Genomic DNA, 26,409 nt, shown 5'->3' with positions numbered 1-26,409 from the left:
AGGGGCCCTCAGCCGCTCCGACGATTCGGGCACGTACGGCGCCCGCCCCGTTGGGGGTGAAGCCCCCGCCGCCCGGGGGGCGGGGGCCGACCGTGCGTCAGGCGCACGGCCGGGGAAGCGGTTGCCGGACGCGGCGCGCAGGGCTATGGCCCTGCGCGGTGGAAGGAGTAAGGAGCCGAGCGAACAAGCAGCAGAGCGCATCACGTTTTCGGTAGTTTTGCGACCACTGTTTCGATGAAGCTGTTCAGAGGTCCTTCTAATTCGCTCTTGACTATTTGACTTGCGTTGGCAGCAGCAAATTTGGCCAGCCACCCTTTTACCTCAGCTTTAATGTCATCATTCCAAGGCTTCCCAGCGTCTCTGAAAAGGCGCCCTATTGCGTCAGACCACTTCTCTTTTGCCTTTCCAGCAGGCCGACGTCGTGGGTCAACACCAAACTCATCCAGAAACGTCTGACCATACAGCGTCCGATCGTATAAGTCCTCCAATTCGGATTCCTGAAGGTGAGGGACTGTGCATAAATTTGCATCCCTCAGGTTAATTACTCTATCACCAATGGCTTTGTCAACAGCAGCGCGTCCAGCCTTGTCGCCATCCAAGAAACACTGGATCCCGCAGGCCCCGGCTTGGTAAAAAGACGCTTTCTGCCGCAAGGCGCTTGCGGTGCCTAGATGGTCGAAAGTAATTGTTCCATTTCTAAGCGCTGATTCAAGCATTTCGTTGCGAGCGCTTAAAATTGGCCGCAATGCGGTGACGTCATTGGTTCCCTCAACTAACAGAACCAGCCTAGCATTCTGTAAGTTATCCGAGAACCGGACACCTAGCGCCTCACGGACCTCAGAGACATGAGCAGCAGGCGCGGCCTTGCTACCCTTTACAATCACTGTGTTTCTCAAATTGTTTGGGTCAACGAACAGAGGTGAATGGCTTGTCAGAACGACTTGGTTCTCTTGTGCAAGCGCCTCAATCACCACCCTGAGCTCATGAACTGCCCTCGGATGCAAATGCGACTCGGGCTCTTCTATTGCGATAATCGTTCGCCGCTTCCTCGCGCTTTGAGCAGATGCGTGTCGCATAAGGGCAAGTGCGACAAGGCTTTGCACTCCATCTCCCTTGCGTTCTAGCCGCGTCAGGTTGCCGTCATCGATTACTATCTCGACGTCGCGCCGAAGCGAGCGATACCTAGCCTCTTGCCGACCCTTCAGCTCAACCGACTTTACACTCGGGAGAAAATTCGTGATTGTCGATTGGATCGTGCTGGCCAGGTCGTCAAAAATAGGTTTCTGCAGCTCATCTATCCTTGATACGGCAGTTTGAAACTGTGGATCGGATTCCAGTCTAAAAAGTTCTCTTTCGACGAGTTGCGATATGACTTTACTCGCGGCCTCCGCTGTTCTGATTGCGGGTATGTATTCGAAGTTGACTCGCTGCGAAATAAAGTCTGCGATGCGTGCGCCTTTCTTTGTTAAACTGGCCTGCCCTCTACCTGGCTTTTTAATGGAGACATTCAATTGATCTGGGCCAAATGAAATCATCAATGGAAGTGTACCGTTAAGATTGCTCTTTACTTCTTCCTTAAATGACAGTGTTTCGGCTTCGTCAAGCTCAAACTCGAGCGTAATATTGGTCGTGCTTGTCGCATTCGCGCGATCCTGTTTGCTAATTGGAAAGTCTGTCTCCCAATTATAACCAGATCGAGAGTATCGCCCTGACACCGGCCCGGTCATGACTTTTATGACTCGCCCGTCTATGGTTCTCCTAATACTTTGATGCCAATCCACGAGTGTGTTCATCGCGAGCGTCAGGGCGTGAAGAATGTTTGATTTTCCCTCATTATTGGCGCCAATTAGAAGCGAATAGTCCGAGAGAGGGATCTTCCGTGCGGCTGTAATGCTTCTATAGTTTTCAACAGAAAATGAAACGAGTTTCAAGGCGCCCTCCAGCTCGGGACCACGTGATGCTTCCCTCTGAGGATGATCTCCGTTCTCGCTTCGCGTCAAGATAGTTTGGCGCAGCTTGGAACAACTGACGGGCTATTAACGATAGCCCGTATCACGGATCGTTTACTCCACCACCTCAAACCCGTGCGTCACCACCGCCGTCTTCGCCATCATCACTGAGGCCGAGCAATATTTGTCGGCGGAAAGCTCCACCGCCCGGGCGACCTTGGCGGGGTTGAGGCCGCGGCCCTTGACCACGAACTGCAGGTGGATGCGGGTGAAGACCTTGGGGTCGGTCTCTGCCCGCTCAGCCTCCAGCCGCACCTCGCAGCCCTCGACCGGCTCCCGCCCCTTTTCGAGGATGTTCACCACGTCCCAGGCCGAACAGCCCCCCGTCCCGATCAGGAGAAGCTCCATCGGCGAGGGGCCGGGTTTGGGGCTCGGCCCGTGTGCCGTGCCGAAGGCGATGGCATGGCCGCCCTCGGTTTGACCCAAGAAGGTGCGGTTGCCGGTCCAGGTGACGGTGGATTTCATCTTTGGTCCTTTCAGGTGCGGCTCCTCGGGCGCTTCGCTTCTCGTCGTGTCTCGACCGACGAGTGCCCGGAGGGCTTCGAGGAGGTCAGGTCTCGTCCGGGCGGGTCATCTGGAAATGCTCGCCCACCACGGAATAATCCTTGTAGCCGCCGCGCGCCACCGGGCGGAAGAGGGTGGCGCGGAAATAGCCGTCAATCAGGCAGTCGTCGCGCAGGTGGATGCCGGTGACCTCGCCCAGGATCAGGAAATTGTCCTGGCCTTTTAGGGTCAGGATCTGGGTGACGCGGCATTCGAGCGTGGCGGGGGCGGAGGCGAGGCGGGGGCAGTCGATGGTCTGGCATTCGGCCTTTGGAAGGCCGGCGAGGGCGAATTCGTCGGTGCCGGGCGGGTAGGCTCCGGAGGTGAGGTTCATCGCCGCGCGCGCGGCCCATTCGACGATGTTGACGGCGAAGACGCCGGTGGCCTCGGCATTCGTCACGCTGTCCTTGCGGCCGGTGGAGGCGAACATGACCTGGGGCGGCTGGTAGGCGACGGCGTTGAAGAAGGAATAGGGGGCGAGGTTGTCGCCCAAGGGGCCGCGGGTCGAGATCCAGCCGATGGGGCGGGGCTGGACGATGGCGGTGAGCGGGTTGTGCGGCAGGCCGTGGCCGTTTTTCGGTTCGTAGAACATGGGGGCCTTTCGTCAGGGTTTGAACGGGAGTTAGGCCCATGTTAGGCGCGTTGACCAGAGGAATCGGAGGCGCGCTTGTACAGGCTCGAGGAGGAGACGGAGGCCGACTGGTGGGAGGTGGAGGCTCTCTATGACCTTTGCTTCGCGCCGGGGCGGACGGCCTTGTCCTCCTACCGGCTGAGGGACGGGGTCGAGAAGGTGAAGGACCTCTGCCATGTCCTGCGCGACGATGACGGGATATTGGCGGCGGTGATCCGCTATTGGCCGGTTCAGGTGGCGGGGCAGCGGGTGTTGCTTCTGGGCCCCGTGGCGGTGCATCCGACGCGGCAGGGCGAGGGCTTGGGCGGTCTTCTGATGCGCGAAAGCCTCGGCGAGGCGCGCAGGCTGGGCTGGGAGAGGGTGCTGCTTGTGGGCGACGCGCCCTATTACCGGCGCTTCGGCTTCGAGAAGCTGGAAGGGGTCGAGATGCCGCCGCCCACCAACCCCGACCGGGTTCTGGGGCTGGAGCTGCAGCCGGGGGCCTGGGCGGGCGTCGGGGGGCGGGTGGAGAAGGCCGGGCCTTGAACCGCGCGCGGCAGGGGCCATTTCGACAGAAGGGGCTTGAGGAGGGCCGGATGGCCGAGATCGAACGTCTACCCGAGGAGATGGCGCGCGAGGTGACCGCGCTGGCGCGGCGTGCCGCGAAGGTGAACGGGCCGATGATGCGGGCGCTGAATGCGCTGGGCGGCAAGGCGGAGGCCTGGTTCGCGGGCCTGCCCGCGCCCGCGCGTGCCGCCTTCGATGCGGGCGCGCGGCAGATGCTGAGCGGCCTTTACAAGGGCGCGGGGCAGGCGCGGGAGCGTCTGCCGGACACGGGCGCCTGGGGGCACAAGCTGGCGGCGGCCGCAAGCGGGGCGGCGGGAGGCTCGGTCGGGCTTGCGAGCGCCATGGTCGAACTGCCTGCAACCGTGATGGTGATGTTCGGTGCGATGCAGAAGGCGGCGGCCGAGGCGGGCTTCGACCCCGAGAGCGAGGAAGTGCGGATGATCTGCCTCGACATCTTCGGATCGGGCGCGCCGGGGCCGGGCGATGACGGGGTGAACTCCACCTTCCTCGGGGCGCGGCTGTCGTTGAACAGCGCCACGCTGAATGCGGTTCTGGCCCGCGTTCTGCCCGCTTTCTCGGCGATGCTGGGCAAGACGCTCGCCGCCAAGGCCGTGCCGATCCTCGGCGCCATGGCCGGGGCCGGGATCAACTATGCCTTCACCGATTATTACCAGGAGATCGCCCGCGTCCGCTTTGGCGTGATGCGGCTGGTGAAGGATCATGGCGAGGAGACGGTGCACCGGGCCTTCCGGGCCGAGTTGGCACGGTTGGTGACGCGGGAGGGGTGAGGGATTTTTCGATGCGGACGGCCGAAATGACTGGTTTGAGGCCAAAACGAACGCACAGAATGGCGACTACCCTGCAGATGCCGTGCACAAATATGCGAGTTGAGGGACGATCATGTCATCGCCTCTTCTATACTCTGTGCAGGCCGCGATAATGTCCGCAGCAATCGCATCAACGACGGCTTGACCTGCTTCCAGAACTTTAGGTCCGGCAGGATGGCCAAGAATTTCATTTTTGATGCTTGAATGGATATTTACCATGGTCCGGTCGACAGCGATGCGTTCGACATTGATGTTCTTGAAACCCGCACTCTTCATCGTGGTGGGCAGTTGTTCGATATTTCTGTAGCTGAAAGGTGCGAGGTATTTCTCACCTATTCCTGGGTCAACATGACGTCCAACGGAGTCCGCCATTGCAAGAAAGAAGTCACTTGCCCCGGCCCATACGGTTATGACGAGCTTTGCGTTCTTGGCCGAGACCCTTCTGATTTCTTCTAGAACCGCCGCTTCATCTGGGAAATATTGCATGCCCTGTTGACAGATGGTCAGTGAGAAAGTGCCTGAGGCAAAAGGTAGATTCTCAGCATTCGCCACATGCCAACTGAATTTCGAAGAATCGCTCTGCGTGATTTCTCTGGCTTTGCGGACCATACCCTCGTTCAGATCCACTCCAACAATCGGTTTCGCCGGCGCCACCTGTTCGAGAATTGTTCGAGCGACAATGCCAGTTCCACACGCGAGATCGAGAATGGCATCTTTTTCAGTCACGTGAATCTTCGCTAGGGTTGCTCGGGCCAACGGTCCGAACATTGCTTTCACTTTCTGATCTTCGTAGGCAGTGACCGCGCTGTCACTCAGCTGAAACGCTTCGTTCGCCATCGGATAGGTCCTTCGGTTGCTCCTGCCCGCCAATTCATAGAGCAGTTTTGAGCCCGGCCCAGCAATAAATGCCCGTCGAGGTTCAGCCACACCGAGGAAAGGGACTGGCTAGCTGAAGAAATTGCTTTCGGTTGAGATTTCGAACCAAAGTAGTTGGGGGCCGCGCGACCCGTTGTCGCGACCGCAAATGTCTTCTTCGTCCAGATCACGGTCTGGCCGCGCATTCGTGCAGGGGTGTCGTCCGGGCGCGCGATCGGGCGCTGCCCCGGGGGGCTGGCGAACGGCCGTCCATGAACCCGGATAGCGGGGCAATTGGAAAGCGGAATTGCCGGTCCGCCAAATTGCAAGGCGCGGGAGCCGCTCCGGAGCGTTCGGCTTTACTATCGGCCTTGGCGGCGCAGTTCCATGAAGACGGTCGTTCGCTGCGCCACGGGAGGCAGGTCGTAATAGGGGGCGATCTCGACGAACCCCAGCCTGCGGTAGAGTGCGATGGCATCGGTCAGGTAGGTGGCGGTGTCGAGCCGCACGGTCGGGTAGCCCCATTCGCTCATTCGCGCGACGATGGTCTCGAACAACGCCCGCCCCAATCCCATGCCGCGTTGAGACGGCAGGACGAAGAGGCGCTTCAGTTCGGCGATGCCGGGGCCGAACGGATGCGCGGAAACGCAGCCCACCGCCACCCCGCCGTGGCGGGCGACAAAGGTCAGCCCCTGTGGCGGCATGAAGCTGGTCGGGACCTCTGCCAGTGCAGCGGCCAGTCGTTCCGGGCCGTAGTAGTAGTCGATTTCCTCCGTCTCTTCGGGGAAGGTCTCATAGAGCCATGCCACGAAGGCGCGTATCAGGCTGCGGACCTCTTCGATGTCCTCGGGGGTCTTCATTTCGACGATGTCGAGCGATTCCATGCCGCAGCTCCGCGCAGGCCGGACTTCCGAGCAGTCCTGACGCAGTTCTAGGTCGTGACTTTCACACCCGTCCAGCCAGCTTCGGCACGATCAAACCGTTGCTCCGATTTTCGACCGGTGCGTTTGTCGGCATTGCGGCCCTTGTCTGCTGTCCTGCTCGGGCGCGGTCTGGCGGGCGGTCAGGCGCTGCCCGGCGGGTCGCGTTGCGAGCCTTGATCCCGCGCATTGGCGGCGCCGACGGGGCGCCATATCGGGGCCATTGACGCGGCAGGGGCGCTCTGCAAAGGTCTGATGTCTTCACCCGGAGAGGCCAATGCCCTGGATCGAAACCGTCCCCTATGAGGAGAGCAGCGGCAGGCTGCGTCAGCTTTATGACCGGGTGAAGGGCCCGGACGACAATGTCGACAATATCATGATGATGCACTCGCTGCGCCCCCATACGATGGAGGCGCATATGGCGGTCTACAAGTACGTGCTGCATCATTCTGGCAACCGGGTGCCGAAATGGTTTCTCGAGGTGATCGGGGTCTGGGTCAGCCTCCTGAACGGCTGCGCCTATTGCGTCGATCACCATTTCGCCGGGCTGAGGCGGCTTCTGGGTGATGAGGCTCGGGCGGGCGCCTTGCGGCGGGGGATGGAGGCGGGGGCGCCGGAGGCGCTGCCGCTTGATCCGCGCGAACAGGCGGCGCTTCACTATGCGAGGAAGCTGACGCGCGATCCGGCGGGGATGGTCGAGGCCGATGTCGCGGCGCTGCGGGCGGCGGGCTGGAGCGACGGCGAGATCCTCGAGATCAATCAGGTGACGGCCTATTTCGCCTATGCCAACCGCACGGTGCTGGGTCTCGGCTGTTCGACCGAGGGCGATGTACTGGGTCTCTCGCCCGGGAATTCTGCCGATCCGGACGACTGGAACCACCGCTGACGCCGCAGCCGCGCACAGGTTGCGTGCGGTTGGGCCCTTTCATCGCAATTGACGCACAGGGTGCCGAGGGTGAGGTTTGGCCCGTGTCAGGTCCAGCCGGAGAGCCAGATGTCGGACGTCCCCCAGATCGCCCAGAAAGCCCCCTATCCTGTCGAGGTCGAGGCCGGAAAAACCTATTTCTGGTGCGCTTGCGGTCGGTCGCAGAACCAGCCTTTCTGTGACGGCAGCCACAAGGCGACCTCGATCACGCCGGTGAAATTCACCGCAGAGGAGACGAAGAAAGTCTGGCTCTGCGGCTGCAAGCAAAGCGGCAAGGCGCCCTTCTGCGACGGCACGCACAAGGGGCTTTGAGCGGCGCGCCCCGGGTCAGAGCCAGTAGGGGTTCGACCAGGCGCGGCGGCCGGCGGCGTCGATGACGGTGACGCGGATCCAGGGGGATTTGCGGAAGCGTTCGAGCAGGATCTCGGCCCGGGTCATCGAATGGCCGTGGATGGCGCGGGCCGCCGTGCCCTTGCCCTGGACGATGACCGAGGTGGCGGCGGAACATTCGACCACCACGGATTTGTCGGTGATCTCGACCCGGCGGATTTCGGGGCCTTGCGAGGAATAATGGTGGCCGGCCTTCAGCGCGGCGAGGATGGCGTCGGGGTCGTTCTCCTCGGCCTTGACCATCACCCAGCCGCCGAAATGGTCGGGTTCGGAGAAATGCGCATCGTCGGTGGCGACGAGCGACAGCGCGCGGCCTTCGGTTAGGAGGAGGTCGTTGATCGCGAAACCGTCGCCCCGGTCGCAGCCCGCGTAGCAGCCGTGATTGTAGATCTCGACCGCGTGTGCCGCCTCGATCGTGCGGGCGTCGGCGAGCGTCAGGCCCGACCATTGCGGATGGGCGACGGCGACGAAGGCGCCCGCGTTGCGGGCGCGGGTGGCAAGCGCGGCGGCGCTTTCCGATCCGTCATGGGCGTCGAACCACGGCTGGTCGGGCGGGGTGAAGTCGAACGGCAGCCCCACGGCGAGGATATGCCAGACCTCGCCGTTCTGCATGCTGCCTGCATGCAACTCGGCACCGATGAGCGTGGTGAAATCCCGGGTGCGGAAGTCGCGCGTGTCGACCATCGGATATTTGAAGGCGCCGACCAAATGGTCGGTCAGAGCCATGAAATCATAGCCTTCGGCGCGGTAGCGGCGGCAGACCTCTTCGGGCGAGAGGACGCCGTCGGAGCGGGTCGAATGGGTGTGAAGATTGCCGCGGAAGAAGCGGCCGGGGGCGGTGAAAGCGTCGGTCATCGGGGGCTCCGGGTTTGCTGGTGCGAGAGTGCCCTTTGACTGCGGCGAGGAAAAGGGGGCGTCGAAGGGCAGCGGGTCGGACATTGCGTCAGGGGACGGGCCGTGGCAGAGCGGGCGCATGGTGATCTACCGGATCCTGTCTTCACTTGCCTTCCTTTGGCTTCGCGCGACGCGCGGAGCGGCGGAGCGCGAGCGGGTCACGGCGCCCGAGGCCTGCGAGGGGCCGGTCGTCTGGCTGCATGGCGCCTCGAACGGCGAGATGCAGGCGGCGCGGGGTGTGGTGGCGCGGCTGAGGACGCGCTGGCCGGAGCTTCGCCTGATGATCACGGTGAACAGCCTGACGGCGCGCGAGATGGTGCGGGGCTGGGGGCTTGAGGCCTGCGACGTCCGGCTGGCGCCGGTCGATCATCTGCCGCTGGTGCGCGCCTTTCTTGACCGGGTGCGCCCGGTGGCGCTGGTGATGATCGAGAACGAGCTGTGGCCGCATCGTCTGAGCGAATGTGCGGCGCGCGGCGTGCCGGTTCTGGTGCTGGGCGGGCGGATGTCGGCGCGCTCGGCGCGGATCTGGGGCTGGATGCCCGGGCTGGCGCGTCGGGTGATCGGGCCGATTTCCTGGCTGGCGCCGCAGGATGAGGCAGCGCGGGCGCGGTTTCTGGGCCTTGGCCTGCCGGACGCGCGGCTTGGACCGGTGACGGTTCTGAAGGCGGCGGCAGTGGCGGGTGCTGCGCCGGTTGCGGGGTTCGACCGGGTGCGGACCATTCTGGCGGCTTCGACCCATGAGGGCGAGGAGGCGGCGGTTCTGGAGGCGTTTGCTTCGGTGCTGCCGCGCCATCCGGGCGCGCGGCTGATCCTTGCGCCGCGCCATCCGCGCAGGCGCGACGAAGTCGAGGCGGAGATCGCGGCGCGGGGGCTTTCTTTCGCCACCCGCTCGCGCGGCGGCGCGCCGGAGGGAGACGCGCCGGTCTATCTGGCCGATACGATGGGCGAGATGGACCTGTGGTACGGTGCGGCGGGAATCTGTTTCGTGGGCGGCTCGCTCGCCCCGCGCGGCGGGCATACGCCGTTCGAACCCGCCGCCCATGGCGCGGCGATCCTTCACGGGCCGTCCTTGGAGAATTTCGCGCCTGCCTATGCTGCGCTCGCAACCTCTGGGGGCGCGGTCGCGGTGGGGGGGGCGGCGGATCTGGAACGAGAGTTCGACCGGCTTCTGGGCGACGGGGCGGGGCAGGCGGCGCTGGCCGATGCCGGAGGCCGGGCGCTTGCGGCTTTCGGGGCCGAGGCCGGGCTTGCGGCCTTCGAGGGCGAATTCGCGCGGCTGACCGGTCTGAAAGCGGGCCCGGACGCGGCGGAAAAGTAACATTTTCGCAAGCTTCCGGGCGGAAGCTGTCTAAAGGGGTGGCATTGCGCGCCGTTCCTGCTACCTTGTTACAAAATCGTTACAATCGAGGCAGGGACCGGGGCGCCAAGACCCCGGAAGAGCGGAGATGAAGGAAGGGAAACGCACCAATGGCGCGGGCCTTGCCCGCCAGCATGCCGCGCTGTGCTATCGGCGCGCGGGTGGCGAGGCCTGCGAGATCCTTCTGGTGACCAGCCGCGACACCGGGCGCTGGGTCCTGCCCAAGGGCTGGCCGAAGAAAAAGGAAGAGGGCGGCGCCTCGGCACTGCGCGAGGCGCATGAGGAGGCGGGCGTCATCGGGCGGCTTATCCCCGGCGAGGCGGGCGCCTATTCCTACGACAAGGCGATGCCTGCGGGGGCCGCGATCCCCTGCCGGGTTCTGGTTCATGCGGTCGAGGTGAATTATCTGAGCTACGCCTTCCCCGAGATGGGCATCAGGCGGCGCGAATGGTTCAGCCCCGAGGCGGCGTCGATTGCTGTGGCGGAGCCGGAGCTGAAAAGCCTGCTTGCGGACTTCCGCCCGCCGTCGGAAACAGGTGCGGCTGCGGGAAAAGGTTGAATCCGCCCCGAAAATCGCCATCTCTGTCACGTCAGATTCGGCAAACTTGCGCGTGAAGGACCATGATCCGTTACCGGCTTACCTGCGATCAGGACCACGGCTTTGAAAGCTGGTTCAAGAGCTCTGACGCGTTCGACAAGCTGAACGCGAGCGGGATGGTCGCCTGTTCGGTCTGCGGGTCGGTGAAGGTGACGAAGGATCTGATGGCGCCTGCGGTCAGTCAGGGGACGGAAGAGGCCAAGCCGCTGCAGCGCCCGGCGAGCGAGGTCGAGGCGGCCCTGGCTGCGCTGCGCCGTCAGGTCGAGGAGAATTCCGAATATGTCGGCCTCAATTTCGCGGCCGAGGCGCGCGCGATGCATGAGGGCGAGCGGCCGCACCGGTCGATCTATGGCGAGGCGCGGAGCGACGAGGCCAGGAAGCTGATCGAGGAGGGGGTGCCGGTCGCGCCCCTGCCTTTCATGCCCGCGCGCAAGGTGAACTGACTTTTCAAGACAAAGGATAGGCCGATGCGGGTGCTGATCACCGGGGCTGGGCGCGGGATCGGTGCGGGGCTGCTGGCGGCCTATCGCGATGGGGGCCATGTGGCGTTCGGTACGGTGCGGGGCAGGCCCGGCGCGGGCGAGATCGGCATGGATGTGCGCGATCCGGTTTCGGTTGCTGAGGCGGCAGAGGCCTTTGGCGCGGGTCCGCTCGATCTTCTGATCTGCAATGCAGGTGTCCTGCCGCGCGGCGCGGCGCCGGATCTGTGGGCCGAGGGGTTTGCCGTCAATGTGACCGGGGTCTTTCTGACGGCTCAGGCCTTCCTGCCCGCGCTGCGGCGGGCGGAGGGGGCGAAGATCGCCATTCTCGCCTCGGCCATGGGGTCGAGCACGCGGGCGCCGGGGGGCAGCTACATCTACCGGGCCTCGAAAGCGGCGGCGGTCAATCTGGGGCGCAATCTGGCGACCGACCTGCGGCCCGAGGGGATTGCGGTCGGCATCTATCACCCGGGCTGGGTGAAGACCGGCATGGGCGGGGCCCCGGCCGAGATCACCGTTGCGCAGTCCGTTGGCGGATTGATGGCCCGGATCGAGGCGCTGTCGCCCGCCACGAGCGGTGTCTTCGAGGATTGGGCGGGGCGGCCGGTTCCGTTCTGAACCGGCCGCGCGCCTGATCAGTGGTGCTTGGCGCGCACCGGGGCGGCAGCGCCGCCGTGCGATTTGCCTTGCTGTTCAGCCTTGGGGCGGCGCGAGGGGCGGCGGGCGGGGCGCTTGTGCTGGCCTTCGGAGGCCTTGCCGCCGTGCTTCTGCCCGTGGTTCTGGCCCGGACGGGCCCCTTGCCGCTGACCGCTGCGGGCGCGGTTGTCGACTTTTGCCGCCTCGGCCGGGATGTCGCCGCCGATCACCGGAATCGGCTGGCCCATGGTCTTTTCGATGGCGCGCAGGTCAGCAAATTCCATCGGCGCACAGAAGGCGACGGCGCGGCCGTCCTTGCCGGCGCGGCCGGTGCGGCCGATGCGGTGGACGTAATTGTCGGGCACGTTCGGCAGGTCGAAATTGTAGACATGCTTCACGTCGGGAATGTCGATGCCGCGGGCGGCGACGTCGGTGGCGACCAGTACCTTGATCTCGCCCGCGCGGAAGGCCGCAAGCGCCTTTTCGCGCTGGTTCTGGCTCTTGTTGCCGTGGATCGCGGCGACGCCGAAGCCCCAGCTTTCGAGAAGCCGGCAGAGCTTGTCCGACCCGTGCTTGGTGCGGGCGAAAACGAGGGCGCGTTCCTGCAGATGCTCGCCGAGATAATCGGAGAGGAGTTTCGCCTTTTCGCCCTGATTGACGAAATGGACGCTCTGGGTGATGCGCTCGACCGGTTTGCCGGGGGGCGCCACCTCGACCCGGATCGGGTCTTTCAGATAGGTCTGGGCCAGTTCCTCGATCAGTTTCGGCATGGTGGCCGAAAAGAGCATGGTCTGGCGTTCGGCAGGCAGAAGGCGGGCGATCTTCCTGAGCGCATGGATGAAGCCGATGTCGAGCATCTGGTCGGCCTCGTCGAGGACGAGGAAGCGGACTTCGGCAAGCGAGATCGCCTTGCGGTCCAGAAGGTCGAGCAGGCGGCCGGGGGTGGCCACGAGAATATCGGTGCCGCGCGCCAGCCGGTCGGCCTGGGCATTGATCGAGGCGCCGCCCACCACGCGGGCGGTGCGGACCGGGGTTTCGGCGGCGAAGGCCTGCAGGTTCTCGGTAATCTGGGTGGCAAGTTCGCGGGTCGGCGCGAGGATGAGGGCGCGGGCGGTCTTGGGCAGCGGGCGCTTGCCGATGGCGATGAGTGCGGAAAGGATCGGCAGGCCGAAGGCCGCGGTCTTGCCGGTGCCGGTCTGGGCGAGGCCCAGAAGGTCGCGGCCCTTCAGCAGTTCGGGGATCGCCCGGGTCTGGATCGGCGTGGGATTGGTCAGCCCGATGGGGCCAAGGTTTTCAAGGATGCGCGGCGCGATGCCGAGCGTGGCGAAAGTTGCAGTCACAATTGGTCCTGTCTGGCGCGGGTCTGCGCCGAAGAGAAAAGGGGCCGCCAGCCCGGAGATCGGGCGACGGTATCGGGCGGGGCGTGGCCCATCATGGCCACTGGACCCCCGCGTGATATGGGAACCTTTGCCCGGCCTTTGCGCCACCAGATGGGGCGCGGCTGCTCACGCGGCAGCGGCACTGGGCAGGGGGCACATGGGGCCTGAGGCCCCGGAAGTCAAGCAAAACCCGTCAGCTCTTGCGTTCGGGGCGGAAGAAATGCTGGCGTCCGTGGCTTTCAAGGGCGCGCGCGCCCGCCTCGGTGCCGTAATACTGGCTTTGCCTGAGGCCCGGGAAGCGGCTGCGCAGATCGTCGGCCAGGTCCTCGGGCAGAAGGCGCACGGTTTCCTCGTTCACCATCAGGCTTTCGGCGGCGACGCCTTCGGCGAAGATGATCTCGTGCCGGTCGAAGACGAGGCTGTAGTAATCGACGAAGCCGCCCTCGCGCCGCCAGACCCGGTCGCCGTCGACCAGATGCTTGGCCTGCACCAGAACCTCGGCGGTGCCACCAAGGCGGCGGGCGCCGCGCTGGTAGAGGAAGATGCGATGATGGGGGCTGACGACGAGCTCGCCAAGATTGCCGAGCGTTCCGGCCGAAATGACCACGGGCGCGAAGGACCCCGCCGCGCGCAAGGTCGCCTTGCCGATCCAGCGGATCGGCTGGGGGCCATTGTCGCGGGTCAGGACCGGATCGCCGATCTTCAGCTTCTCGATCGCTTCAGGTGCGCCGCCGGGGCGGGTGATCAGCGTTCCGGCAGCGAAGGAAACGCAGATCACGTCGCCAAGCCTCAGCCCCGCGAAATCGCGGTGCGCCTCGACGAGCGTATATTCGACGCCGGGCACCATCGGTGACAGCGGCAGGGCGAAGGTCGTCTCGGAAGCTTCATGCCAGACGGTGACAAGGGCGAGCCGTTCGCCGTCAGGAGCGAGGAAGGTGAGGACGGCAAGCGGATAGACAAGATCGCCGGGCTTGCCGATGTCGGAGCCCCCGGCCACCTGCTGCGCGGCACCGGGCGCGCCGCCGAGCGAGAGGACTAGCCGTTTGGTGCGCGCCTCGGGTTTCAGACGGTAGACATCGCCAAGCTCAAGGTCCTCAACCCCGCCCACCGGATCGCGCAGGTTGGCGCCGACAACGACGCGGATCGCCCCGGCCTGGTAGGCCTGGACCGCGGGGCCGGGTCTTATGGTGCTGTCGTCCTCCATGACGCTCCCTTGCGCCGGAACCGCCGTAGCGTCAAGCCGCCTCTGGCCAGTCGCGGCGGGCTGCGGCAGTCTCGGGCCATCAAGGGAGGATAGGATGGATCTGGGAATCAGGGGTAAACGGGCGCTGGTGACGGCGGCGTCGAAAGGGTTGGGGCGTGGCTGCGCCGAAGCCTTGGCGGCGGCGGGCGTCGATCTGGTGATCAATGCGCGGGGGGCCGAGGCGCTGGAGGCGACGGCGGCGGCGATCCGGGCGGCGCATGGCGTGAGGGTCACGGCGGTGGCGGGTGACATTACCGAGGAGGGCGGGCGCGCGGCGGTTCTGGCGGCGGCGGGGGAGGTCGACATTCTGGTGACGAACGCGGGCGGGCCGCCGCCCGGCCTCTGGTCGGACTGGAGCCGGGAGGATTTCATCCGTGCGCTTGATGCCAACATGCTGACGCCGATCGCGCTGATGCAATGGGCGCTACCTGGCATGATCGCCCAGGGCTGGGGGCGGGTGGTCAATATCACCTCGCAATCGGTCAAGGCGCCGATCCCGCAATTGGGGCTGTCGAACGCCGCCCGCGCCGGGCTGACCGGCTTCGTCGCGGGCACCGCGCGGCAGGTGGCGCCGCAGGGGGTGACGATCAACAATCTTCTGCCGGGCATTCATGCGACCGACAGGGCTGTGTCGCTCGACAGCGGCGTGTCGAAGGCCAAGGGCATATCGATCGAGGCGGCGGCGGCGGAGCGGATGGCGACGATCCCGGCGCGGCGTTACGGCACGGCGGCCGAATTCGGTGCGACCTGCGCCTTCCTGTGCTCAACACATGCGGGCTTCATCGTCGGGCAGAATATCCTTCTGGACGGCGGTGCGATGAATGCCACGCTCTGATCGCGTGCCTGCCCGCCGCGCTTGCCTGACCCGGGCGGCCCTGCTATCGGGGCGGAAAGCCCGACATTTTCGCTAAGGGATGGGCGGGGCGGGCAAGGACGGACCAGTGAGCGATCAGACCCGGCGGCTTGAGGTGCAGAACCTGACCCGCGCCTTTGGCGGGCGGCGGGTGGTGGACGATGTCTCGTTCACCATTCCGGCGGGGCAGGTGACCTGCCTCCTCGGCCCCTCGGGCTGCGGCAAGTCGACGACCTTGCGGATGATCGCCGGCGTCGAGATGCAGGACACGGGCAGGATCTTCGTCGACGGGTCGCTTGTCTGTGACACGGTCTTCCGCATTCCGCCCGAGAGGCGCGCAATCGGGCTGATGTTTCAGGATTTCGCGCTCTTCCCGCATCTGACGGTGGCGGAGAATGTGGGCTTTGGCCTTGCGCGCCATGCGGCGGACCGCGAGGCGCGGATCGGCGGTTTGCTGGACCGGGTGAAGCTTTCTGGCTTCGGGGGGAAATATCCCCATGAACTGTCGGGCGGCGAGCAGCAGCGCGTGGCGCTCGCCCGCGCGCTGGCACCAAGGCCGCGCATCCTCCTGATGGACGAGCCTTTCTCGGGCCTCGACGAGCGGCTGAGGGACGGGATCCGCGACGAGACGCTGGCGCTTCTGAAGGAAGAGGGGACGGCGGTTCTTCTGGTCACGCATGAGCCGCATGAGGCGATGCGGATGGCCGACGAGATCCTTCTGATGCGCGCGGGCCGGATCGTGCAGCGGGGGGCGCCCTACAATATCTACAATGCGCCGGTCGACCGGGCGGCGGCGGCTTTCTTTAGCGATATCAACGTTCTGGAAGGCGAAGTTCGGGGCGCCCTGACCGCAACGCCGTTCGGCGAATTCCTCACGCCCGGCGTGCCTGACGGCACGCCCGTCGATATCGTCATCCGCCCGCAGCATCTGAAGATCGATTTCGACCGCAACGGGCGCGGCCCCCTGCCGACGCCGCAGGACGGGACGGCGGCGCGGGCGGTGGTGGAGCGGGCGCGGTTTCTGGGGCGCGAGAGTCTGGTGGAATTCCGGCTTGAGGACGGCGGGGCGAGCCTGAAGGCAACTGTGCCTGCGGTCTTTCTGCCGAAACCGGGGACGGCCATGTGGCTGATGCTCAGGCGCGACCGCTGTTTCGTCTTCCCCAAGCAGTAGCCTCGTCGTCGCCTTCGGCGCTCCTCGGCGGGCGCGGGCACGACGAGCGCCCGATCGGTGATGCGCCTCAGGGCGACGAGGAGGGCATCGGGCGGGCTTTGAAGTCGGCGAGCGTCTTGCCGGGTTCCGCGACGAATGTCTCGCCGGTCGGGGTGAGGGCCAGCATCAGATCGACCCGGAAGGTACGGAAATCCTTGCGCCTTTCGCACCAGGCGGTCGCGGTCCAGACCCGGCCCCAATATTCGAGTTGCAGGGGCCGGATGCGCCGCAGGCTCTCGCGTCCGGCGAGGTCGCGGTACGTCATGTCGAGCTTTTCGGCGCTGGAGATTGCCGCGCGCAGCTTGGGCAGGTGCGGCGCCGCCTTCTGCGCCTCGGGACCGGCGAAGACGAAGGTGTCGACGGGCGGCAGGTTGCCCGCGGCGGGCGAGACGGCGGCGATCTTTTGACCGAGCGTATGGGCCGCATAGGAGAGGCCCGCGTCGGCGGCGCTGGCCACCAGCGCGATCCCGAGACGCAGCGCCTCCATCTCCTGGAGCGTCAGCGCCACGGGCGGGAGCGTGACCGGCGCGGTGAGCATATAGCCCACGCCGCGTTCGCCCTCGACCGGCAGGCCCGAGGCCTGCAGCGTGGCCATGTCGCGCCAGATCGTGCGGGTCGACACTTCGAGCCGCGCGGCGAGGTCCGCCGCGCGGTGGAGTTTTCCGTCCCTGAGTATCTGGATCAGGTCGAAGAGCCGGTCCGAGCGCATGGGTCAGAGCATGACCGCGCCCGGGCGCGCGTCAAGCCTCGGCCATCATGTCGGACGGGGCGGTCTGCCGCACCACCACCTCGGCATGGCTCATGGCCACGCTCGCGGGTGCGATCGCCTGCATGAAGGGGGCGGCGGACGGCTCTGCCATGAAGGCTTCTCCCGCCGCCAGCGCCTCGGCCCGGCTGGCCCAGACGACATGGTCAGTCCAGCTGCCGTCCTCGGCGTGGCTGAGGGTGCGGGCGACGAAACCCGGCTGACGTTCGAGCCACTGGGTGACGCCCGCGGCGCGGGTCCGCATCTCTTCTGCGCCGATGCCGGGGGCGGCGCGGAAGGTCACGATCTCGGCGGTGAGGGTTCGGGTCATGTCGGTCTCCTTTTCTTCAATCGACGCTCCGGCTATAGAAGGGAGCAACTGACATAAACCTGTCAGCAGTCGCATAGGCCCGCGCCGGGTTTCGGGCAGGTCACATGCAAATTGGCCCTTTGATCGGCCCGCGCGCGGGACTAGATCAGGGGTGACGGTCGCGAAGGGCGGCCTATCCGGAGGATGAAGACATGCAAATGGGACCCTGGCAGCTTCTGCTGATCGCCATCGTGGTTCTGGTGCTTTTCGGGCGCGGCAAGGTCAGCTCGCTCATGGGCGAGGTGGGCAAGGGCATCACCGCGTTCAAGAAGGGCGTCAAGGACGGCACCGAGGAGATCGAGCGCGAGGCGGCGTCTGCCGCCAAGGACGTGACGCCCGAGGAAAAGGACAAGGCCTGACAGGCCCTTAGCCCTGAAGGGGACGCCTCATGTTTGGCGATATCGGCTGGACCGAGCTTCTGGTCATCGGTGTGGTGGCGCTGATCGTCATCGGCCCCGAGGACCTGCCGGAAATGTTCCGGCAGCTTGGCCGTTTCACCGCGAAGATCCGCTCGATGGCACGCGAGTTCCAGCGCGCCATGGATCAGGCAGCGCGCGAATCGGGTGTGAACGACGTGGCCAAGGATCTGAAGGCCGCGACCTCGGCCAAGAGCCTCGGGATCACGGCGGTGAAGGACGCCGCCGACAAGTTCGAGAAGTGGGATCCGCTGAAGTCGACGAAGACCTCGACCAAGGCGGCGCCGGCCGCGCCCGCCGCAGCAGCGACCGACCCCGCGCCAGCGGCGGAAGAGGGCAAGCCCGCTCCGGAGGGACCCGCGACAAAGGCGCTGCGCGAGAAGCAGGCGGCGCGCAAGGCGGTGATCGAGGAGATGGGCGCGAAGCTGAAGGCGGTCGATGCGGGTGACCTGACCGTGGTCAAGCCTGCCGCCAAGACGCCGGGCCGCATCCGCAGCGCCGCGACCGCCGATGCGAAGGCCACACCGAAAACTACGCCGAAGGCTGCCGTGAAACCCGCCGCGAAACCCGCCGAGAAACCCCCTGCGAAGCCGCGCGCGAAGAAGGCGACTGACGCATGAGCGCCAACGACACGATCGACGATACCGCCCAGCCGCTGATCGAGCATCTCAAGGAGCTCAGGAACCGCGTCCTGATCTCGATTGCCGCCTATGCGGTCTGTTTCATCCTTGGCTATGTGATCTGGCAGCCGATCTTCAACATCCTTTCCCATCCGATGTGCCAGGTGCTGGCCGAGCGGGGCGAGGAATGCCGTCTGGTACTGATCAAGATGCAGGAGGGCTTCTTCGTCGCGATCCGCATCGCGCTTTGGGGCGGGTTCGCCATGGCCTTCCCGATCATCGCCTATCAGATGTGGCGCTTCGTGGCGCCGGGCCTCTACCGGTCGGAAAAGAACGCTTTCCTGCCCTTCCTTGTCGCCTCGCCGGTGATGTTTTTCATCGGTGGGGCGTTTGCCTATTTCATCATCCTGCCCTTCGCCTTCACCTTCTTCCTGGGCTTCGCCGATACGTTTCAGCAGCAGGCAGCCGAAGGTGGCAGCGCGCTGGGCGCGGTGCCGACGGGCGTCGTCTATCAGGGCTCGATCGAGGCTTATCTGTCGCTGACCATGACCTTCGTGATGGCCTTTGGCCTCTGTTTCCAGCTGCCGGTCCTCCTGACGCTGATGGGGCGGGCGGGGCTGATCTCCTCGAAAGGGCTGAAGCACACGCGGAAATATGCGGTGGTGGGCATTCTCGCCATCGCCGCCATCGTGACGCCGCCCGACATATTCTCTCAGATCATCCTCTTTGCTGCGGTCTACCCGCTGTATGAAATCTCGATCCTCTTCGTGCAGAAGTTCGAGCGCGACCGCGAGGCACAGGCGCGGGCCGATGGCACCTGGGTAGAGGATGAGGAGGACGAGGCGTGAGCGAGCACGAGCTCGCGCGGATTGCGGCGGCGCTGGAGCGTCTGGCGCCCGCGCCGGGGGCGGCGCCGGATTTTTCCGCCGCCGATGCGTTCGTCTGGCATACAGGGCCGGACCGGCTGGACCCGGTGCCAGAGGTCAACCGGGTCGACCTGCCGCTTCTGGTGGGCATCGACCGGGCGCGCGACACGCTCTTGGCCAATACGCTGCATTTCGCACGCGGCCTGCCCGCGAACAATGCGCTTCTCTGGGGCGCGCGCGGGATGGGAAAATCCTCGCTGGTGAAGGCGGTCCATGCCGAGGTCTTGCGGCAGGGGCAGGCGCTCGCCATCGTTGAACTGAGCCGCGAGGATCTGCCCTCGATCGGGCGGCTTCTGGCGCACCTGCGCGCAGCCCCCGCGCGGCGCTTCCTTCTGTTCTGCGACGACCTGTCGTTCAGCCACGACGATCAGCATTACAAGGCGCTGAAGGCGGTTCTGGACGGCGGGATTGAGGGGCGGCCCCAGAACGTGATCTTCTATGCCACATCGAACCGCCGCCACCTGATGCCGCGCGACATGATCGAGAATGAACGCTCGACCGCGATCAGCCCGTCTGAGGCGGTGGAGGAGAAGGTTTCGCTTTCCGACAGGTTCGGCCTGTGGCTGGGCTTCCATCCCTGTTCGCAGGACGAATATCTCGCGATGATCCGCGGCTATTGCGCGGCCCATGGCGTCGTGGTGGGCGAGGAGGAGCTGCGCGCCGAGGCGATCGAATGGCAGGCCACGCGGGGCGCGCGGTCGGGGCGGGTGGCCTGGCAGTTCTTCACCGATCTGGCGGCGCGCAAGGGCGTGAGCTTCTGAGCCTCGGGCCGGCGGGGCTCGTCGAGCCCTTCGGTCACTCCTCGCGGGCGGCAGTAGCCGCGCACGACGAGACATGAAATGTCAAAGGCGGCGCGGCCTATTTCACCGCGCCTGCGGCCATGCCCTTGATGATATAGCGTTCCAGAATGACGCCGATCACGATCAGGGGCAGGATCGCCGCCCAGGAGAGCGCGGCCATCGACCACCAACTGATGCCCTGGCTGCCGGTCTGGCTCGCGACCATCACCGGGAGCGTGTTGGCGTGGGTGGACGTCAGGAGGGCTGCAAAGAAATATTCGTTCCAGGTCAGCACCAAGGACAGGATCAGCGCCGCGACCATGCCGGGCAGCGCGATCGGCAGGACGATGGTCAGGAAGGCGCCCCAGATCGAGAGGCCGTCGACGAGGGCCGCCTCCTCCAGCTCGGTCGGGATCCCCGCGAACTGGTCGCGCATGATCCAGATGACGATGGGCAGAACGGTGAGCGTGTAGAGAAGGATGAGGCCGATGCGGCTGTCGAGAAGCGCGAGCTCCTTGTAAAGGACAAGGAAGGGCAGGGCGAGCACGACGGGCGGCAGGATCAGCTGGCTGATGAAGAAGAAGGAAATGTCGGAGTTCTTCATCCAGAGAAACTTGTAGGAAAAGCGCGAGAGGCCATAGGCGGCGAGCGAGCCAAGGATGACGGCGAGGACAGAGGCGGAGACCGAGATCGTCAGCGAATTCATGAACCGGCCGAGGAATTCGGCGCGCACGGTGGATTCCTGCCCGATGGTCGCGGGCGAGAGGCCAAGCGACTTCCACCCCAGCCAATCGGGTCTGTAGTCGACCCAGGGTACCATCGCGCCCTTCATCACGTCAGGCGCCTTCTTGAACGAGGTGGTGAGCGTCCAATAGATCGGGAAAAGCGCGATGAAGGCCCAAAGCGAGAGCGCGCCATAGATCGCGACGCGCCCGGTGAACCATTTCGCCCGATGGGCGAGGTCTGTGTCGCTGTCCTTGAAGATCTGTGTCATGGCGCGCGCCTCATGTCTGCGGTCTGAGCCAGCGGTCGGCCAGCTTCAGAAGACCGAGCATCGCGATGATGATGAAGACGAGGTAGACGATGGCCAGAAGCGTGCCGTAGCCCACGTTCGACCGGTCGCGATATTCGCGGAAGATGAAGCTCGTGACGCTGTCGGTCGCCCCGCCGGGGCCACCCGATGTGACGTTGATGATGATGTCGGCGAGCTTCAGCTTGAAGATCAGTCGGATGAGAAGGGCGGTGACCGAGACGGGCAGCATGAGCGGGAAGGTGACTTCCCAGAAGGCGCGCCAGCCCTTGGCGCCGTCGACCTTCGCAGCCTCCTGCAACTCCTTGGGGATGGCCTGAAGGCCCGCGAGCAGCATGATCATCATGAAGGGGATGTAGGTCCAGGCGTCCATCAGCATGATGGTCGCCCGCGCCATTTCGGGTGTGCCGAAGAAGGACGGATTGTCCCAGCCGAGCGCACGGGCGAGCCGGGCGATGGGGCCGAAGCGGATCTCGGTCATCGACTTGCCGATCATCCAGCTGACGGCGACGGGCGAGAGCATGAGGGGCAGAAGGAAAGCGACGCGGAAGAACTTGCGCGCCCGGATTTCGGCATTGAGGAGAAGGGCGAGACCGAAGGCGATGGTATATTCGGCGAGGATCGCGAGCGCGTACCAGACCATGTTCTTGAGCGCGTTCCAGTAGAACGGATCGCCCCACATCTGGCGGACATTGTCCAATCCGTTGAACTGACGCCCGAGGGGGGAGGAAAGGTTCCAGTCGGAAAAGGCGATGATCAGGCCGAAGATCAGCGGGATGATCGCGAGCGAAAGGACGAAGAGGACGGCGGGCAGGACGAACAGTACGCGCTTGCCCTGCTCGCCCCGGATCAGCACCTGCGCCCAGCAGAGGCAGGCCGACATCAGCGCATAGGAGTAGAGTGTCGGGCGCCAGTTGGTGAAACCAAGTTCGAGGTGGCCGCCGGCCTGCAGCGTCTGGAGGAGGCCGACGAGGAGGAACAGGCCGACCGACCCCCAGAGGATCGCGCGGCCAAAACCGGCGCGCGCGGGGGAGATATTGTCGTTCGTCACAACGTGGAGAAGGTCGCCTGTATTCAAATCCTGCCCTGCCTGCCGTCAGTAAGGTGCGCAATCAATGCGCACCCTACGGGTTCGGGTAGGGTGCGCATTCATGCGCACCCTTTCAGGTCACATCCCCAGAGAGGCCTTGTAAAGCGCGATCTGGCTGTCGCGGCCGATCTGGTCGGTGATCTTTTCCCAGGCGGCGGCGATGGCATCGGCGGTTTCCTGGGCCGAGCCATATTGTCCGGCGAAGCCTTTGGCGAGTTCGTCCTCGGCCACCGAATAATATTGGAAGATACCGGGGATGCGCGGTTCGATCGCGGCGTTGGGGTGGTTGTAGCTGTCGCGGTTCGAGCCGAGGTAATCCTCGACGAAGGCCCGGTCGTAACCCGCCCCTTCCCATTCATCAAAGTTGAAGTGGGAATTACGGTAGGGCTGGAAGCCCGAGGGATAGGCGGCCATCCAAAGCGAGATGTCCTTGCCGCCGAGATGCGCGGCGGCCGACCAGGCAGCCTTGCGCTTGGCCTCGTCGCCCGAGACGCGGTTCGTGACATAGACGCCCCAGCCGAGATAGGCGAGGTTCGGGGCAAAGTTCTCGGTTTCCTCCCAGGCGCCGGCGGCATGGTTGTAGACGCGCTTGGCACCAGGGTTGATGTCGAAGCCCACAACATCGCCCACGACGGATGTGTCGGAGGTGCGGGCGTTCGAGCCGATGTCGCCCCACCAGGTGATCGCGGCGCCCGTTCCGGCAAGGAACTGCTGGAAGCCGGTCGCGCCCGGGTCGGCATTGATCTGGTCGGCCGGATAGGCGCCCGCTGCGTTCAGGTCCATCACATCCTGGATCGCCTGCACCCAGGCCGGGTTGTTGACCATGGGTTTCATCGTGTCGGGCTCGAAAAGCCAGGCGGGGCTGGACGGGTGCTTGGCATAGGCCGAGGCCCGGTCTTCGAGGAAGTAGAAGCCGAAGCCACCCCAGCCCTTCAAGGGATCAAGGAAGCCGTAGGCCGGAAGGCCGGTCAGCGGGTCGGTCTGGCCCTTCACGGCCATCGACATTGCATTCACATCTTCCCAATGCTTGGGCATTTCGGCCCCGCCGATGGCGCCGTCACCGAAATAGTCCTTGCGGTAGGAAAGCGTATGGCAGTCGCCGTCGATGGTGATGCGGTAGGTCTTGCCGTCCCAGGTGCCGACCGGCGGCTGCAGGTAGGCCACGAGGTCGTCGGATTCGATCTGGTCCTTCACCCAGTCGGGCATCGGGTCGAGCAGGCCCTTGCCGGCGGTGTCGCCCTCGAACGGAGCGCCCATCTCGATGATGTCGAAATCGACCGTGCCGGTGGCGATCGCCTGCTGGAGGCGGGGGTTATAGTCGGCCTGGGCAAGGTCGATCCAGTTGATCTTGGCGCCGGTATAGGCCTCCCACGGTTTGAGGAAGCCGCGGAAAAGGACATTGTGAAGGTTCTGGTTGTTGAGCCCCATGAAGGTCAGCTCGATGCCAGCGAATTCGCCCTCGGCGACATTGGCCTTGGTCGGGCCAAGGCACATCTCGCCAACCTTCTGCCAGTCGGCATCGGTGGGCGACCCGGCGCCCACGCCGGGGATCTTCAGAATCTCGGCGCGCAGATTGTCCTGCGCGGCGGCGGGTCTGAGCGCCATCCCGTTCATGGCCACAGCGCCGCCCAGGGCGGCCACGCCCTGCATCAGCCGCCGCCGTGTCATCGCCTGGCGTGCGGCAATCTCGTAAAGTCCCGGTTTCATTGTCGTCCTCCCATGTTCTCCCGACAGGTCGGGGCCTCGGGTGTCCGCAAACAGACTGTCCGGCCAGACGCCGGGCACAGCACACCCCGCAACGTACCCCCGTCCGGTTCCCGCCGGACGCTGGGGAAAGCTTCTCAGCCCGGCGGAAGCGAGTCAAGAACTAACATGTTAGTATGCTCAGGCGGTGGACAGGCGGATTGGGCTGGTTTATCCCTGAACCTGAAATTCGGGGGGGAAGGGGACGGAATGGCGGAAGTTGCGATCCGGGGGGTGCGGAAATCCTACGGCGGCCATGAGGTGGTGCATGGTGTCGATATCGAAATCGCAGACGGCCAGTTCCTGGTGCTGGTCGGCCCGTCCGGTTGCGGGAAATCGACACTTCTGCGCATGGTGGCGGGGCTGGAGGCGATTTCGGGCGGCACGATCTCGATCGGCGAGAAGGTGGTGAACAACCTGCCGCCTGCCGAGCGCGACATTGCGATGGTCTTCCAGAACTACGCGCTTTATCCGCACAAGACGGTCGCGGCCAACATGGGCTTCGCGCTGAAGATGGCGCGGATGGACAAGACGGAGATCGAGGCGCGGGTCAAGAAAGCGGCGGCGATCCTTGGGCTGGAGCCCTATCTCGACCGCTTTCCCCGCGCGCTTTCCGGCGGGCAGCGGCAAAGGGTGGCGATGGGGCGCGCCATCGTGCGCGAACCCAAGGTGTTTCTTTTCGACGAGCCGCTGTCGAACCTCGACGCGAAATTGCGCGTGCAGATGCGGTCGGAGATTCGCGAGCTGCATCAAAGGCTTGGAACGACGACGATCTATGTCACCCATGACCAGATCGAGGCGATGACCATGGCCGACAAGATCGTGGTGATGCGCGATGGCCATATCGCGCAGGTGGGGGCGCCCTTGGACCTCTATGACCGGCCCGCGAATGTCTTTGTCGCGGGCTTCATCGGCTCGCCCGCGATGAACCTTCTGAAGGGGCGGCTTGCCCGTGAGGGCGACGATTGGCGGGTCGATGTCGGCGCGGGCCCTCTGCCGCTGGGGGCGATGGAAGGGCTGGAGGAGGGCCGCGAGGTGATCTACGGCATAAGGCCGGAACATCTGATCCGCTCGGGCCAGGGCATTCCGGCGCGGGTCGCGGTGGTGGAGCCCACGGGGTCCGAGACCCATCTGGTGGCACGCCTCGGCGCGGAGGGGGCAGGCGGGCAGGAGGTGATCGCGGTCTTCCGCGAGCGTCATGCATTCAAGCCGGGCGAAGAAGTCCGGCTGATGCCCGAGCCCGCGCATGTGCATCTCTTCGATGCGGCGAGCGGCGAGCGGATCTGACCCATGCGCACGGTTATTTGCTATGGTGACAGCAACACCCACGGCACGATGCCGATGGCAACGCTGGACGATCTGGGGCGGCTTCCCAAGGCGGACCGCTGGCCGGAGGTGATGGCGGCGGCGCTTGGAGCGGGTTTCGAGGTGATCGCGGAAGGTCAGCCGGGGCGGACGACGGTGCATGACGATCCGGTCGAAGGGCCGCACCGGAACGGGCTGACAGTGTTGCCCGCGGTGCTGGAAAGCCATCGGCCGGTCGATCTGGTGATCCTGAAGCTCGGGACCAACGATCTGAAACCGCGTTTTTCGGTTTCGGCCACGGATATCGCCCTGTCGCTGGGCAAGCTGGTGCGGGTGATCCGCGCGTCGGGTGCGGGGCCGGCGGGCGGGGCGCCGGATGTTTTGGTGGTGGCGCCGCCGCCGGTCGAGGAGGCGGGGTGCCTGGCCGAGATTTTCGCGGGCGCGGCAGCGCGGTCGCGGGCCTTGGCCGGGCCTGTGGCCCGGGAAGCGGCGCGTCAGGGCGCGGGTTTCTTCGACGCGGGCACGGTGATTGCCGTATCACCCGTGGATGGGGTTCATTACGAACAGGATACGCACCGGACGCTTGGCCTTGCTCTGGCCGAGGCGGTTCGGTGCCGGTTGGGAGGGGACTGACATGCTGAAGGGAATCGATCCAAGGCTGAATGCCGAGGTGCTGGGCGCCCTCAGAGCGATGGGGCATGGCGATACTCTGGTGATTGCCGATACGAACTTTCCGTCCGATTCCATTGCCCGGCAGACGGTGCTGGGCAGCTTGCTGCGCATGGACAACCTGACCTGCGGGCAGGCAATGGAGGCGGTCCTGTCGGTCTTTCCGCTGGATACGTTCGTCGATGATTTCGCGGGCCGGATGGAGGTGGTGGGCGATCCGACGGCCGTGCCGGAGGTGCAGCGCGAGGTGCAGGTTGAAATTGACCGAGCGGAAGGGCGGCCAAGGCCGATGATCGGTATCGAAAGGTTCGATTTCTACCAACGCGCCAAAGGGGCCTATGCGGTGATCCAGACCGGTGAGCGGCGGTTCTACGGCTGTTTCATCCTCAGGAAGGGCGTGATCCCGCCGGAGGCGTGAGCG

Annotated in this window: 30 protein-coding genes; 17 read left to right on the top strand and 13 right to left on the bottom strand. The window is 65.1% G+C overall.

Going from position 1 to position 26,409, the window contains the following annotated elements:
- Positions 1-200 precede the first annotated feature (200 nt).
- The 3 genes from OU426_RS05440 to OU426_RS05430 all read right to left on the bottom strand — a co-directional run bounded on the left by OU426_RS05440 (position 201) and on the right by OU426_RS05430 (position 3,144).
- Complete coding sequence (locus OU426_RS05440; RefSeq protein WP_267632838.1) at positions 201-1,931, bottom strand: ATP-dependent nuclease; 1,731 nt, start codon at positions 1,929-1,931, stop codon at positions 201-203.
- A 132-nt stretch (positions 1,932-2,063) separates the two neighbouring features.
- The gene (locus tag OU426_RS05435) at positions 2,064-2,474 is read right to left on the bottom strand and encodes an OsmC family protein (RefSeq protein ID WP_267632837.1); all 411 of its coding nucleotides are present in this window, start codon (positions 2,472-2,474) and stop codon (positions 2,064-2,066) included.
- 85 nt (positions 2,475-2,559) lie between these two features.
- A complete protein-coding gene (locus OU426_RS05430; protein WP_267632836.1) occupies positions 2,560-3,144 on the bottom strand; it encodes a flavin reductase family protein in 585 nt (194 codons plus the stop codon).
- Between the two features lie 75 nt (positions 3,145-3,219).
- Here OU426_RS05430 and OU426_RS05425 point away from each other — a divergent pair, with 75 nt between their 5' ends.
- Positions 3,220-3,708 (top strand): GNAT family N-acetyltransferase, encoded by a 489-nt coding sequence (locus OU426_RS05425; RefSeq protein ID WP_267632835.1) that lies wholly within the window; start codon positions 3,220-3,222, stop codon positions 3,706-3,708.
- A 50-nt stretch (positions 3,709-3,758) separates the two neighbouring features.
- Positions 3,759-4,517, top strand: a complete 759-nt coding sequence (locus OU426_RS05420) for an EcsC family protein (protein WP_267632834.1) — start codon at positions 3,759-3,761, stop codon at positions 4,515-4,517.
- Between the two features lie 66 nt (positions 4,518-4,583).
- On the opposite strand, the gene OU426_RS05415 is transcribed toward OU426_RS05420, so the two are convergent.
- Positions 4,584-5,393: a class I SAM-dependent methyltransferase gene (locus OU426_RS05415; protein ID WP_267632833.1), complete on the bottom strand. Its 810-nt coding sequence runs from the start codon at positions 5,391-5,393 to the stop codon at positions 4,584-4,586.
- Positions 5,394-5,773: 380 nt separating this feature from the next.
- Positions 5,774-6,295 carry a GNAT family N-acetyltransferase gene (locus OU426_RS05410; protein WP_267632832.1) on the bottom strand — a complete coding sequence of 174 codons (522 nt, stop codon included), beginning with the start codon at positions 6,293-6,295 and terminating at the stop codon, positions 5,774-5,776.
- Positions 6,296-6,608: 313 nt separating this feature from the next.
- Between OU426_RS05410 and OU426_RS05405 the strand changes: the two genes are divergently transcribed.
- Both OU426_RS05405 and OU426_RS05400 read left to right on the top strand, forming a co-directional pair.
- The gene (locus tag OU426_RS05405; RefSeq protein ID WP_267632831.1) at positions 6,609-7,217 is read left to right on the top strand and encodes a carboxymuconolactone decarboxylase family protein; all 609 of its coding nucleotides are present in this window, start codon (positions 6,609-6,611) and stop codon (positions 7,215-7,217) included.
- Between the two features lie 108 nt (positions 7,218-7,325).
- The gene (locus OU426_RS05400) at positions 7,326-7,568 is read left to right on the top strand and encodes a CDGSH iron-sulfur domain-containing protein (protein WP_267632830.1); all 243 of its coding nucleotides are present in this window, start codon (positions 7,326-7,328) and stop codon (positions 7,566-7,568) included.
- Between the two features lie 15 nt (positions 7,569-7,583).
- Here the strand turns inward: OU426_RS05400 and OU426_RS05395 are convergent, their stop codons facing one another.
- Positions 7,584-8,501, bottom strand: coding sequence for a PHP domain-containing protein (locus tag OU426_RS05395; protein ID WP_267632829.1), 918 nt, complete (start codon positions 8,499-8,501; stop codon positions 7,584-7,586).
- Positions 8,502-8,619: 118 nt separating this feature from the next.
- On the opposite strand from OU426_RS05395, the gene OU426_RS05390 reads away from it, so the two are divergent.
- The 4 genes from OU426_RS05390 (at position 8,620) to OU426_RS05375 (ending at position 11,592) form a co-directional block, all read left to right on the top strand.
- Positions 8,620-9,858, top strand: coding sequence for a 3-deoxy-D-manno-octulosonic acid transferase (locus tag OU426_RS05390; RefSeq protein ID WP_267632828.1), 1,239 nt, complete (start codon positions 8,620-8,622; stop codon positions 9,856-9,858).
- Between the two features lie 127 nt (positions 9,859-9,985).
- A complete protein-coding gene (locus OU426_RS05385) occupies positions 9,986-10,456 on the top strand; it encodes an NUDIX hydrolase (RefSeq protein ID WP_267632827.1) in 471 nt (156 codons plus the stop codon).
- Between the two features lie 62 nt (positions 10,457-10,518).
- Positions 10,519-10,938 (top strand): DUF1178 family protein, encoded by a 420-nt coding sequence (locus tag OU426_RS05380; protein WP_267632826.1) that lies wholly within the window; start codon positions 10,519-10,521, stop codon positions 10,936-10,938.
- A gap of 24 nt (positions 10,939-10,962) precedes the next feature.
- Positions 10,963-11,592: an SDR family oxidoreductase gene (locus tag OU426_RS05375; protein WP_267632825.1), complete on the top strand. Its 630-nt coding sequence runs from the start codon at positions 10,963-10,965 to the stop codon at positions 11,590-11,592.
- 17 nt (positions 11,593-11,609) lie between these two features.
- Here the strand turns inward: OU426_RS05375 and OU426_RS05370 are convergent, their stop codons facing one another.
- Together OU426_RS05370 and OU426_RS05365 are read right to left on the bottom strand one after the other, a co-directional pair.
- Positions 11,610-12,950 carry a DEAD/DEAH box helicase gene (locus OU426_RS05370; protein WP_267632824.1) on the bottom strand — a complete coding sequence of 447 codons (1,341 nt, stop codon included), beginning with the start codon at positions 12,948-12,950 and terminating at the stop codon, positions 11,610-11,612.
- Positions 12,951-13,182: 232 nt separating this feature from the next.
- Positions 13,183-14,193 carry a Hint domain-containing protein gene (locus tag OU426_RS05365; protein ID WP_267632823.1) on the bottom strand — a complete coding sequence of 337 codons (1,011 nt, stop codon included), beginning with the start codon at positions 14,191-14,193 and terminating at the stop codon, positions 13,183-13,185.
- 94 nt (positions 14,194-14,287) lie between these two features.
- On the opposite strand from OU426_RS05365, the gene OU426_RS05360 reads away from it, so the two are divergent.
- Together OU426_RS05360 and OU426_RS05355 are read left to right on the top strand one after the other, a co-directional pair.
- Entirely contained in the window at positions 14,288-15,067 is a 780-nt protein-coding gene (locus OU426_RS05360) for an SDR family oxidoreductase (protein WP_267632822.1), read from the top strand.
- A gap of 106 nt (positions 15,068-15,173) precedes the next feature.
- Entirely contained in the window at positions 15,174-16,256 is a 1,083-nt protein-coding gene (locus OU426_RS05355; protein WP_420712568.1) for an ABC transporter ATP-binding protein, read from the top strand.
- 67 nt (positions 16,257-16,323) lie between these two features.
- Here the strand turns inward: OU426_RS05355 and OU426_RS05350 are convergent, their stop codons facing one another.
- On the bottom strand, positions 16,324-17,004 hold the full coding sequence (locus tag OU426_RS05350) for a helix-turn-helix transcriptional regulator (protein ID WP_267632820.1): 681 nt from the start codon (positions 17,002-17,004) through the stop codon (positions 16,324-16,326).
- A 31-nt stretch (positions 17,005-17,035) separates the two neighbouring features.
- Positions 17,036-17,371: a hypothetical protein gene (locus OU426_RS05345; RefSeq protein WP_267632819.1), complete on the bottom strand. Its 336-nt coding sequence runs from the start codon at positions 17,369-17,371 to the stop codon at positions 17,036-17,038.
- A gap of 191 nt (positions 17,372-17,562) precedes the next feature.
- Between OU426_RS05345 and tatA the strand changes: the two genes are divergently transcribed.
- The 4 genes from tatA to OU426_RS05325 are packed head-to-tail and all read left to right on the top strand — an operon-like array spanning position 17,563 to position 20,133.
- Positions 17,563-17,769, top strand: coding sequence for a twin-arginine translocase TatA/TatE family subunit (gene tatA, locus OU426_RS05340; RefSeq protein ID WP_267632818.1), 207 nt, complete (start codon positions 17,563-17,565; stop codon positions 17,767-17,769).
- Positions 17,770-17,798: 29 nt separating this feature from the next.
- The gene (tatB, locus tag OU426_RS05335; protein WP_267632817.1) at positions 17,799-18,446 is read left to right on the top strand and encodes a Sec-independent protein translocase protein TatB; all 648 of its coding nucleotides are present in this window, start codon (positions 17,799-17,801) and stop codon (positions 18,444-18,446) included.
- Positions 18,443-19,294, top strand: coding sequence for a twin-arginine translocase subunit TatC (gene tatC, locus OU426_RS05330; protein ID WP_267632816.1), 852 nt, complete (start codon positions 18,443-18,445; stop codon positions 19,292-19,294). Before tatB ends, tatC begins: the two co-directional genes overlap by 4 nt.
- Positions 19,291-20,133: an ATP-binding protein gene (locus OU426_RS05325; protein WP_267632815.1), complete on the top strand. Its 843-nt coding sequence runs from the start codon at positions 19,291-19,293 to the stop codon at positions 20,131-20,133. The genes tatC and OU426_RS05325 overlap by 4 nt, the downstream gene beginning before the upstream one ends.
- A gap of 97 nt (positions 20,134-20,230) precedes the next feature.
- Here the strand turns inward: OU426_RS05325 and OU426_RS05320 are convergent, their stop codons facing one another.
- From OU426_RS05320 to OU426_RS05310, 3 genes are all read right to left on the bottom strand, one after another.
- Positions 20,231-21,145 carry a carbohydrate ABC transporter permease gene (locus tag OU426_RS05320; RefSeq protein ID WP_267632814.1) on the bottom strand — a complete coding sequence of 305 codons (915 nt, stop codon included), beginning with the start codon at positions 21,143-21,145 and terminating at the stop codon, positions 20,231-20,233.
- 10 nt (positions 21,146-21,155) lie between these two features.
- A complete protein-coding gene (locus OU426_RS05315; protein WP_267632813.1) occupies positions 21,156-22,259 on the bottom strand; it encodes a carbohydrate ABC transporter permease in 1,104 nt (367 codons plus the stop codon).
- Between the two features lie 90 nt (positions 22,260-22,349).
- Positions 22,350-23,978: a type 2 periplasmic-binding domain-containing protein gene (locus tag OU426_RS05310; protein WP_267632812.1), complete on the bottom strand. Its 1,629-nt coding sequence runs from the start codon at positions 23,976-23,978 to the stop codon at positions 22,350-22,352.
- A 246-nt stretch (positions 23,979-24,224) separates the two neighbouring features.
- Between OU426_RS05310 and OU426_RS05305 the strand changes: the two genes are divergently transcribed.
- The 3 genes from OU426_RS05305 to OU426_RS05295 are packed head-to-tail and all read left to right on the top strand — an operon-like array spanning position 24,225 to position 26,406.
- Positions 24,225-25,301 (top strand): ABC transporter ATP-binding protein, encoded by a 1,077-nt coding sequence (locus OU426_RS05305; RefSeq protein ID WP_267632811.1) that lies wholly within the window; start codon positions 24,225-24,227, stop codon positions 25,299-25,301.
- A gap of 3 nt (positions 25,302-25,304) precedes the next feature.
- Positions 25,305-25,952, top strand: coding sequence for an SGNH/GDSL hydrolase family protein (locus OU426_RS05300; RefSeq protein WP_267632810.1), 648 nt, complete (start codon positions 25,305-25,307; stop codon positions 25,950-25,952).
- 1 nt (position 25,953) lies between these two features.
- Positions 25,954-26,406 (top strand): RbsD/FucU family protein, encoded by a 453-nt coding sequence (locus tag OU426_RS05295; RefSeq protein WP_267632809.1) that lies wholly within the window; start codon positions 25,954-25,956, stop codon positions 26,404-26,406.
- The last annotated feature ends 3 nt before the right edge of the window (positions 26,407-26,409 follow it).

It is taken from the genome of Frigidibacter sp. RF13, assembly GCF_026626305.1.
Lineage (GTDB): Bacteria > Pseudomonadota > Alphaproteobacteria > Rhodobacterales > Rhodobacteraceae > TMP-24.
Note: the sequence above shows the minus strand (reverse complement) of the source record. Positions and strands in the feature narration are given on the sequence as shown.

Coding starts and splice junctions, on each gene's coding strand:
- OU426_RS05320 (WP_267632814.1), bottom strand. CDS start 21,145: ATGACACAGATCTTCAAGGACAGCGACACAGACCTCGCCCATCGGGCG.
- OU426_RS05410 (WP_267632832.1), bottom strand. CDS start 6,295: ATGGAATCGCTCGACATCGTCGAAATGAAGACCCCCGAGGACATCGAA.
- OU426_RS05405 (WP_267632831.1), top strand. CDS start 6,609: ATGCCCTGGATCGAAACCGTCCCCTATGAGGAGAGCAGCGGCAGGCTG.
- OU426_RS05385 (WP_267632827.1), top strand. CDS start 9,986: ATGAAGGAAGGGAAACGCACCAATGGCGCGGGCCTTGCCCGCCAGCAT.
- OU426_RS05395 (WP_267632829.1), bottom strand. CDS start 8,501: ATGACCGACGCTTTCACCGCCCCCGGCCGCTTCTTCCGCGGCAATCTT.
- OU426_RS05390 (WP_267632828.1), top strand. CDS start 8,620: ATGGTGATCTACCGGATCCTGTCTTCACTTGCCTTCCTTTGGCTTCGC.
- OU426_RS05435 (WP_267632837.1), bottom strand. CDS start 2,474: ATGAAATCCACCGTCACCTGGACCGGCAACCGCACCTTCTTGGGTCAA.
- OU426_RS05350 (WP_267632820.1), bottom strand. CDS start 17,004: ATGCGCTCGGACCGGCTCTTCGACCTGATCCAGATACTCAGGGACGGA.
- OU426_RS05380 (WP_267632826.1), top strand. CDS start 10,519: ATGATCCGTTACCGGCTTACCTGCGATCAGGACCACGGCTTTGAAAGC.
- tatC (WP_267632816.1), top strand. CDS start 18,443: ATGAGCGCCAACGACACGATCGACGATACCGCCCAGCCGCTGATCGAG.
- OU426_RS05375 (WP_267632825.1), top strand. CDS start 10,963: ATGCGGGTGCTGATCACCGGGGCTGGGCGCGGGATCGGTGCGGGGCTG.
- tatA (WP_267632818.1), top strand. CDS start 17,563: ATGCAAATGGGACCCTGGCAGCTTCTGCTGATCGCCATCGTGGTTCTG.
- tatB (WP_267632817.1), top strand. CDS start 17,799: ATGTTTGGCGATATCGGCTGGACCGAGCTTCTGGTCATCGGTGTGGTG.
- OU426_RS05360 (WP_267632822.1), top strand. CDS start 14,288: ATGGATCTGGGAATCAGGGGTAAACGGGCGCTGGTGACGGCGGCGTCG.
- OU426_RS05430 (WP_267632836.1), bottom strand. CDS start 3,144: ATGTTCTACGAACCGAAAAACGGCCACGGCCTGCCGCACAACCCGCTC.
- OU426_RS05365 (WP_267632823.1), bottom strand. CDS start 14,193: ATGGAGGACGACAGCACCATAAGACCCGGCCCCGCGGTCCAGGCCTAC.
- OU426_RS05400 (WP_267632830.1), top strand. CDS start 7,326: ATGTCGGACGTCCCCCAGATCGCCCAGAAAGCCCCCTATCCTGTCGAG.
- OU426_RS05295 (WP_267632809.1), top strand. CDS start 25,954: ATGCTGAAGGGAATCGATCCAAGGCTGAATGCCGAGGTGCTGGGCGCC.
- OU426_RS05415 (WP_267632833.1), bottom strand. CDS start 5,393: ATGGCGAACGAAGCGTTTCAGCTGAGTGACAGCGCGGTCACTGCCTAC.
- OU426_RS05305 (WP_267632811.1), top strand. CDS start 24,225: ATGGCGGAAGTTGCGATCCGGGGGGTGCGGAAATCCTACGGCGGCCAT.
- OU426_RS05345 (WP_267632819.1), bottom strand. CDS start 17,371: ATGACCCGAACCCTCACCGCCGAGATCGTGACCTTCCGCGCCGCCCCC.
- OU426_RS05420 (WP_267632834.1), top strand. CDS start 3,759: ATGGCCGAGATCGAACGTCTACCCGAGGAGATGGCGCGCGAGGTGACC.
- OU426_RS05310 (WP_267632812.1), bottom strand. CDS start 23,978: ATGAAACCGGGACTTTACGAGATTGCCGCACGCCAGGCGATGACACGG.
- OU426_RS05300 (WP_267632810.1), top strand. CDS start 25,305: ATGCGCACGGTTATTTGCTATGGTGACAGCAACACCCACGGCACGATG.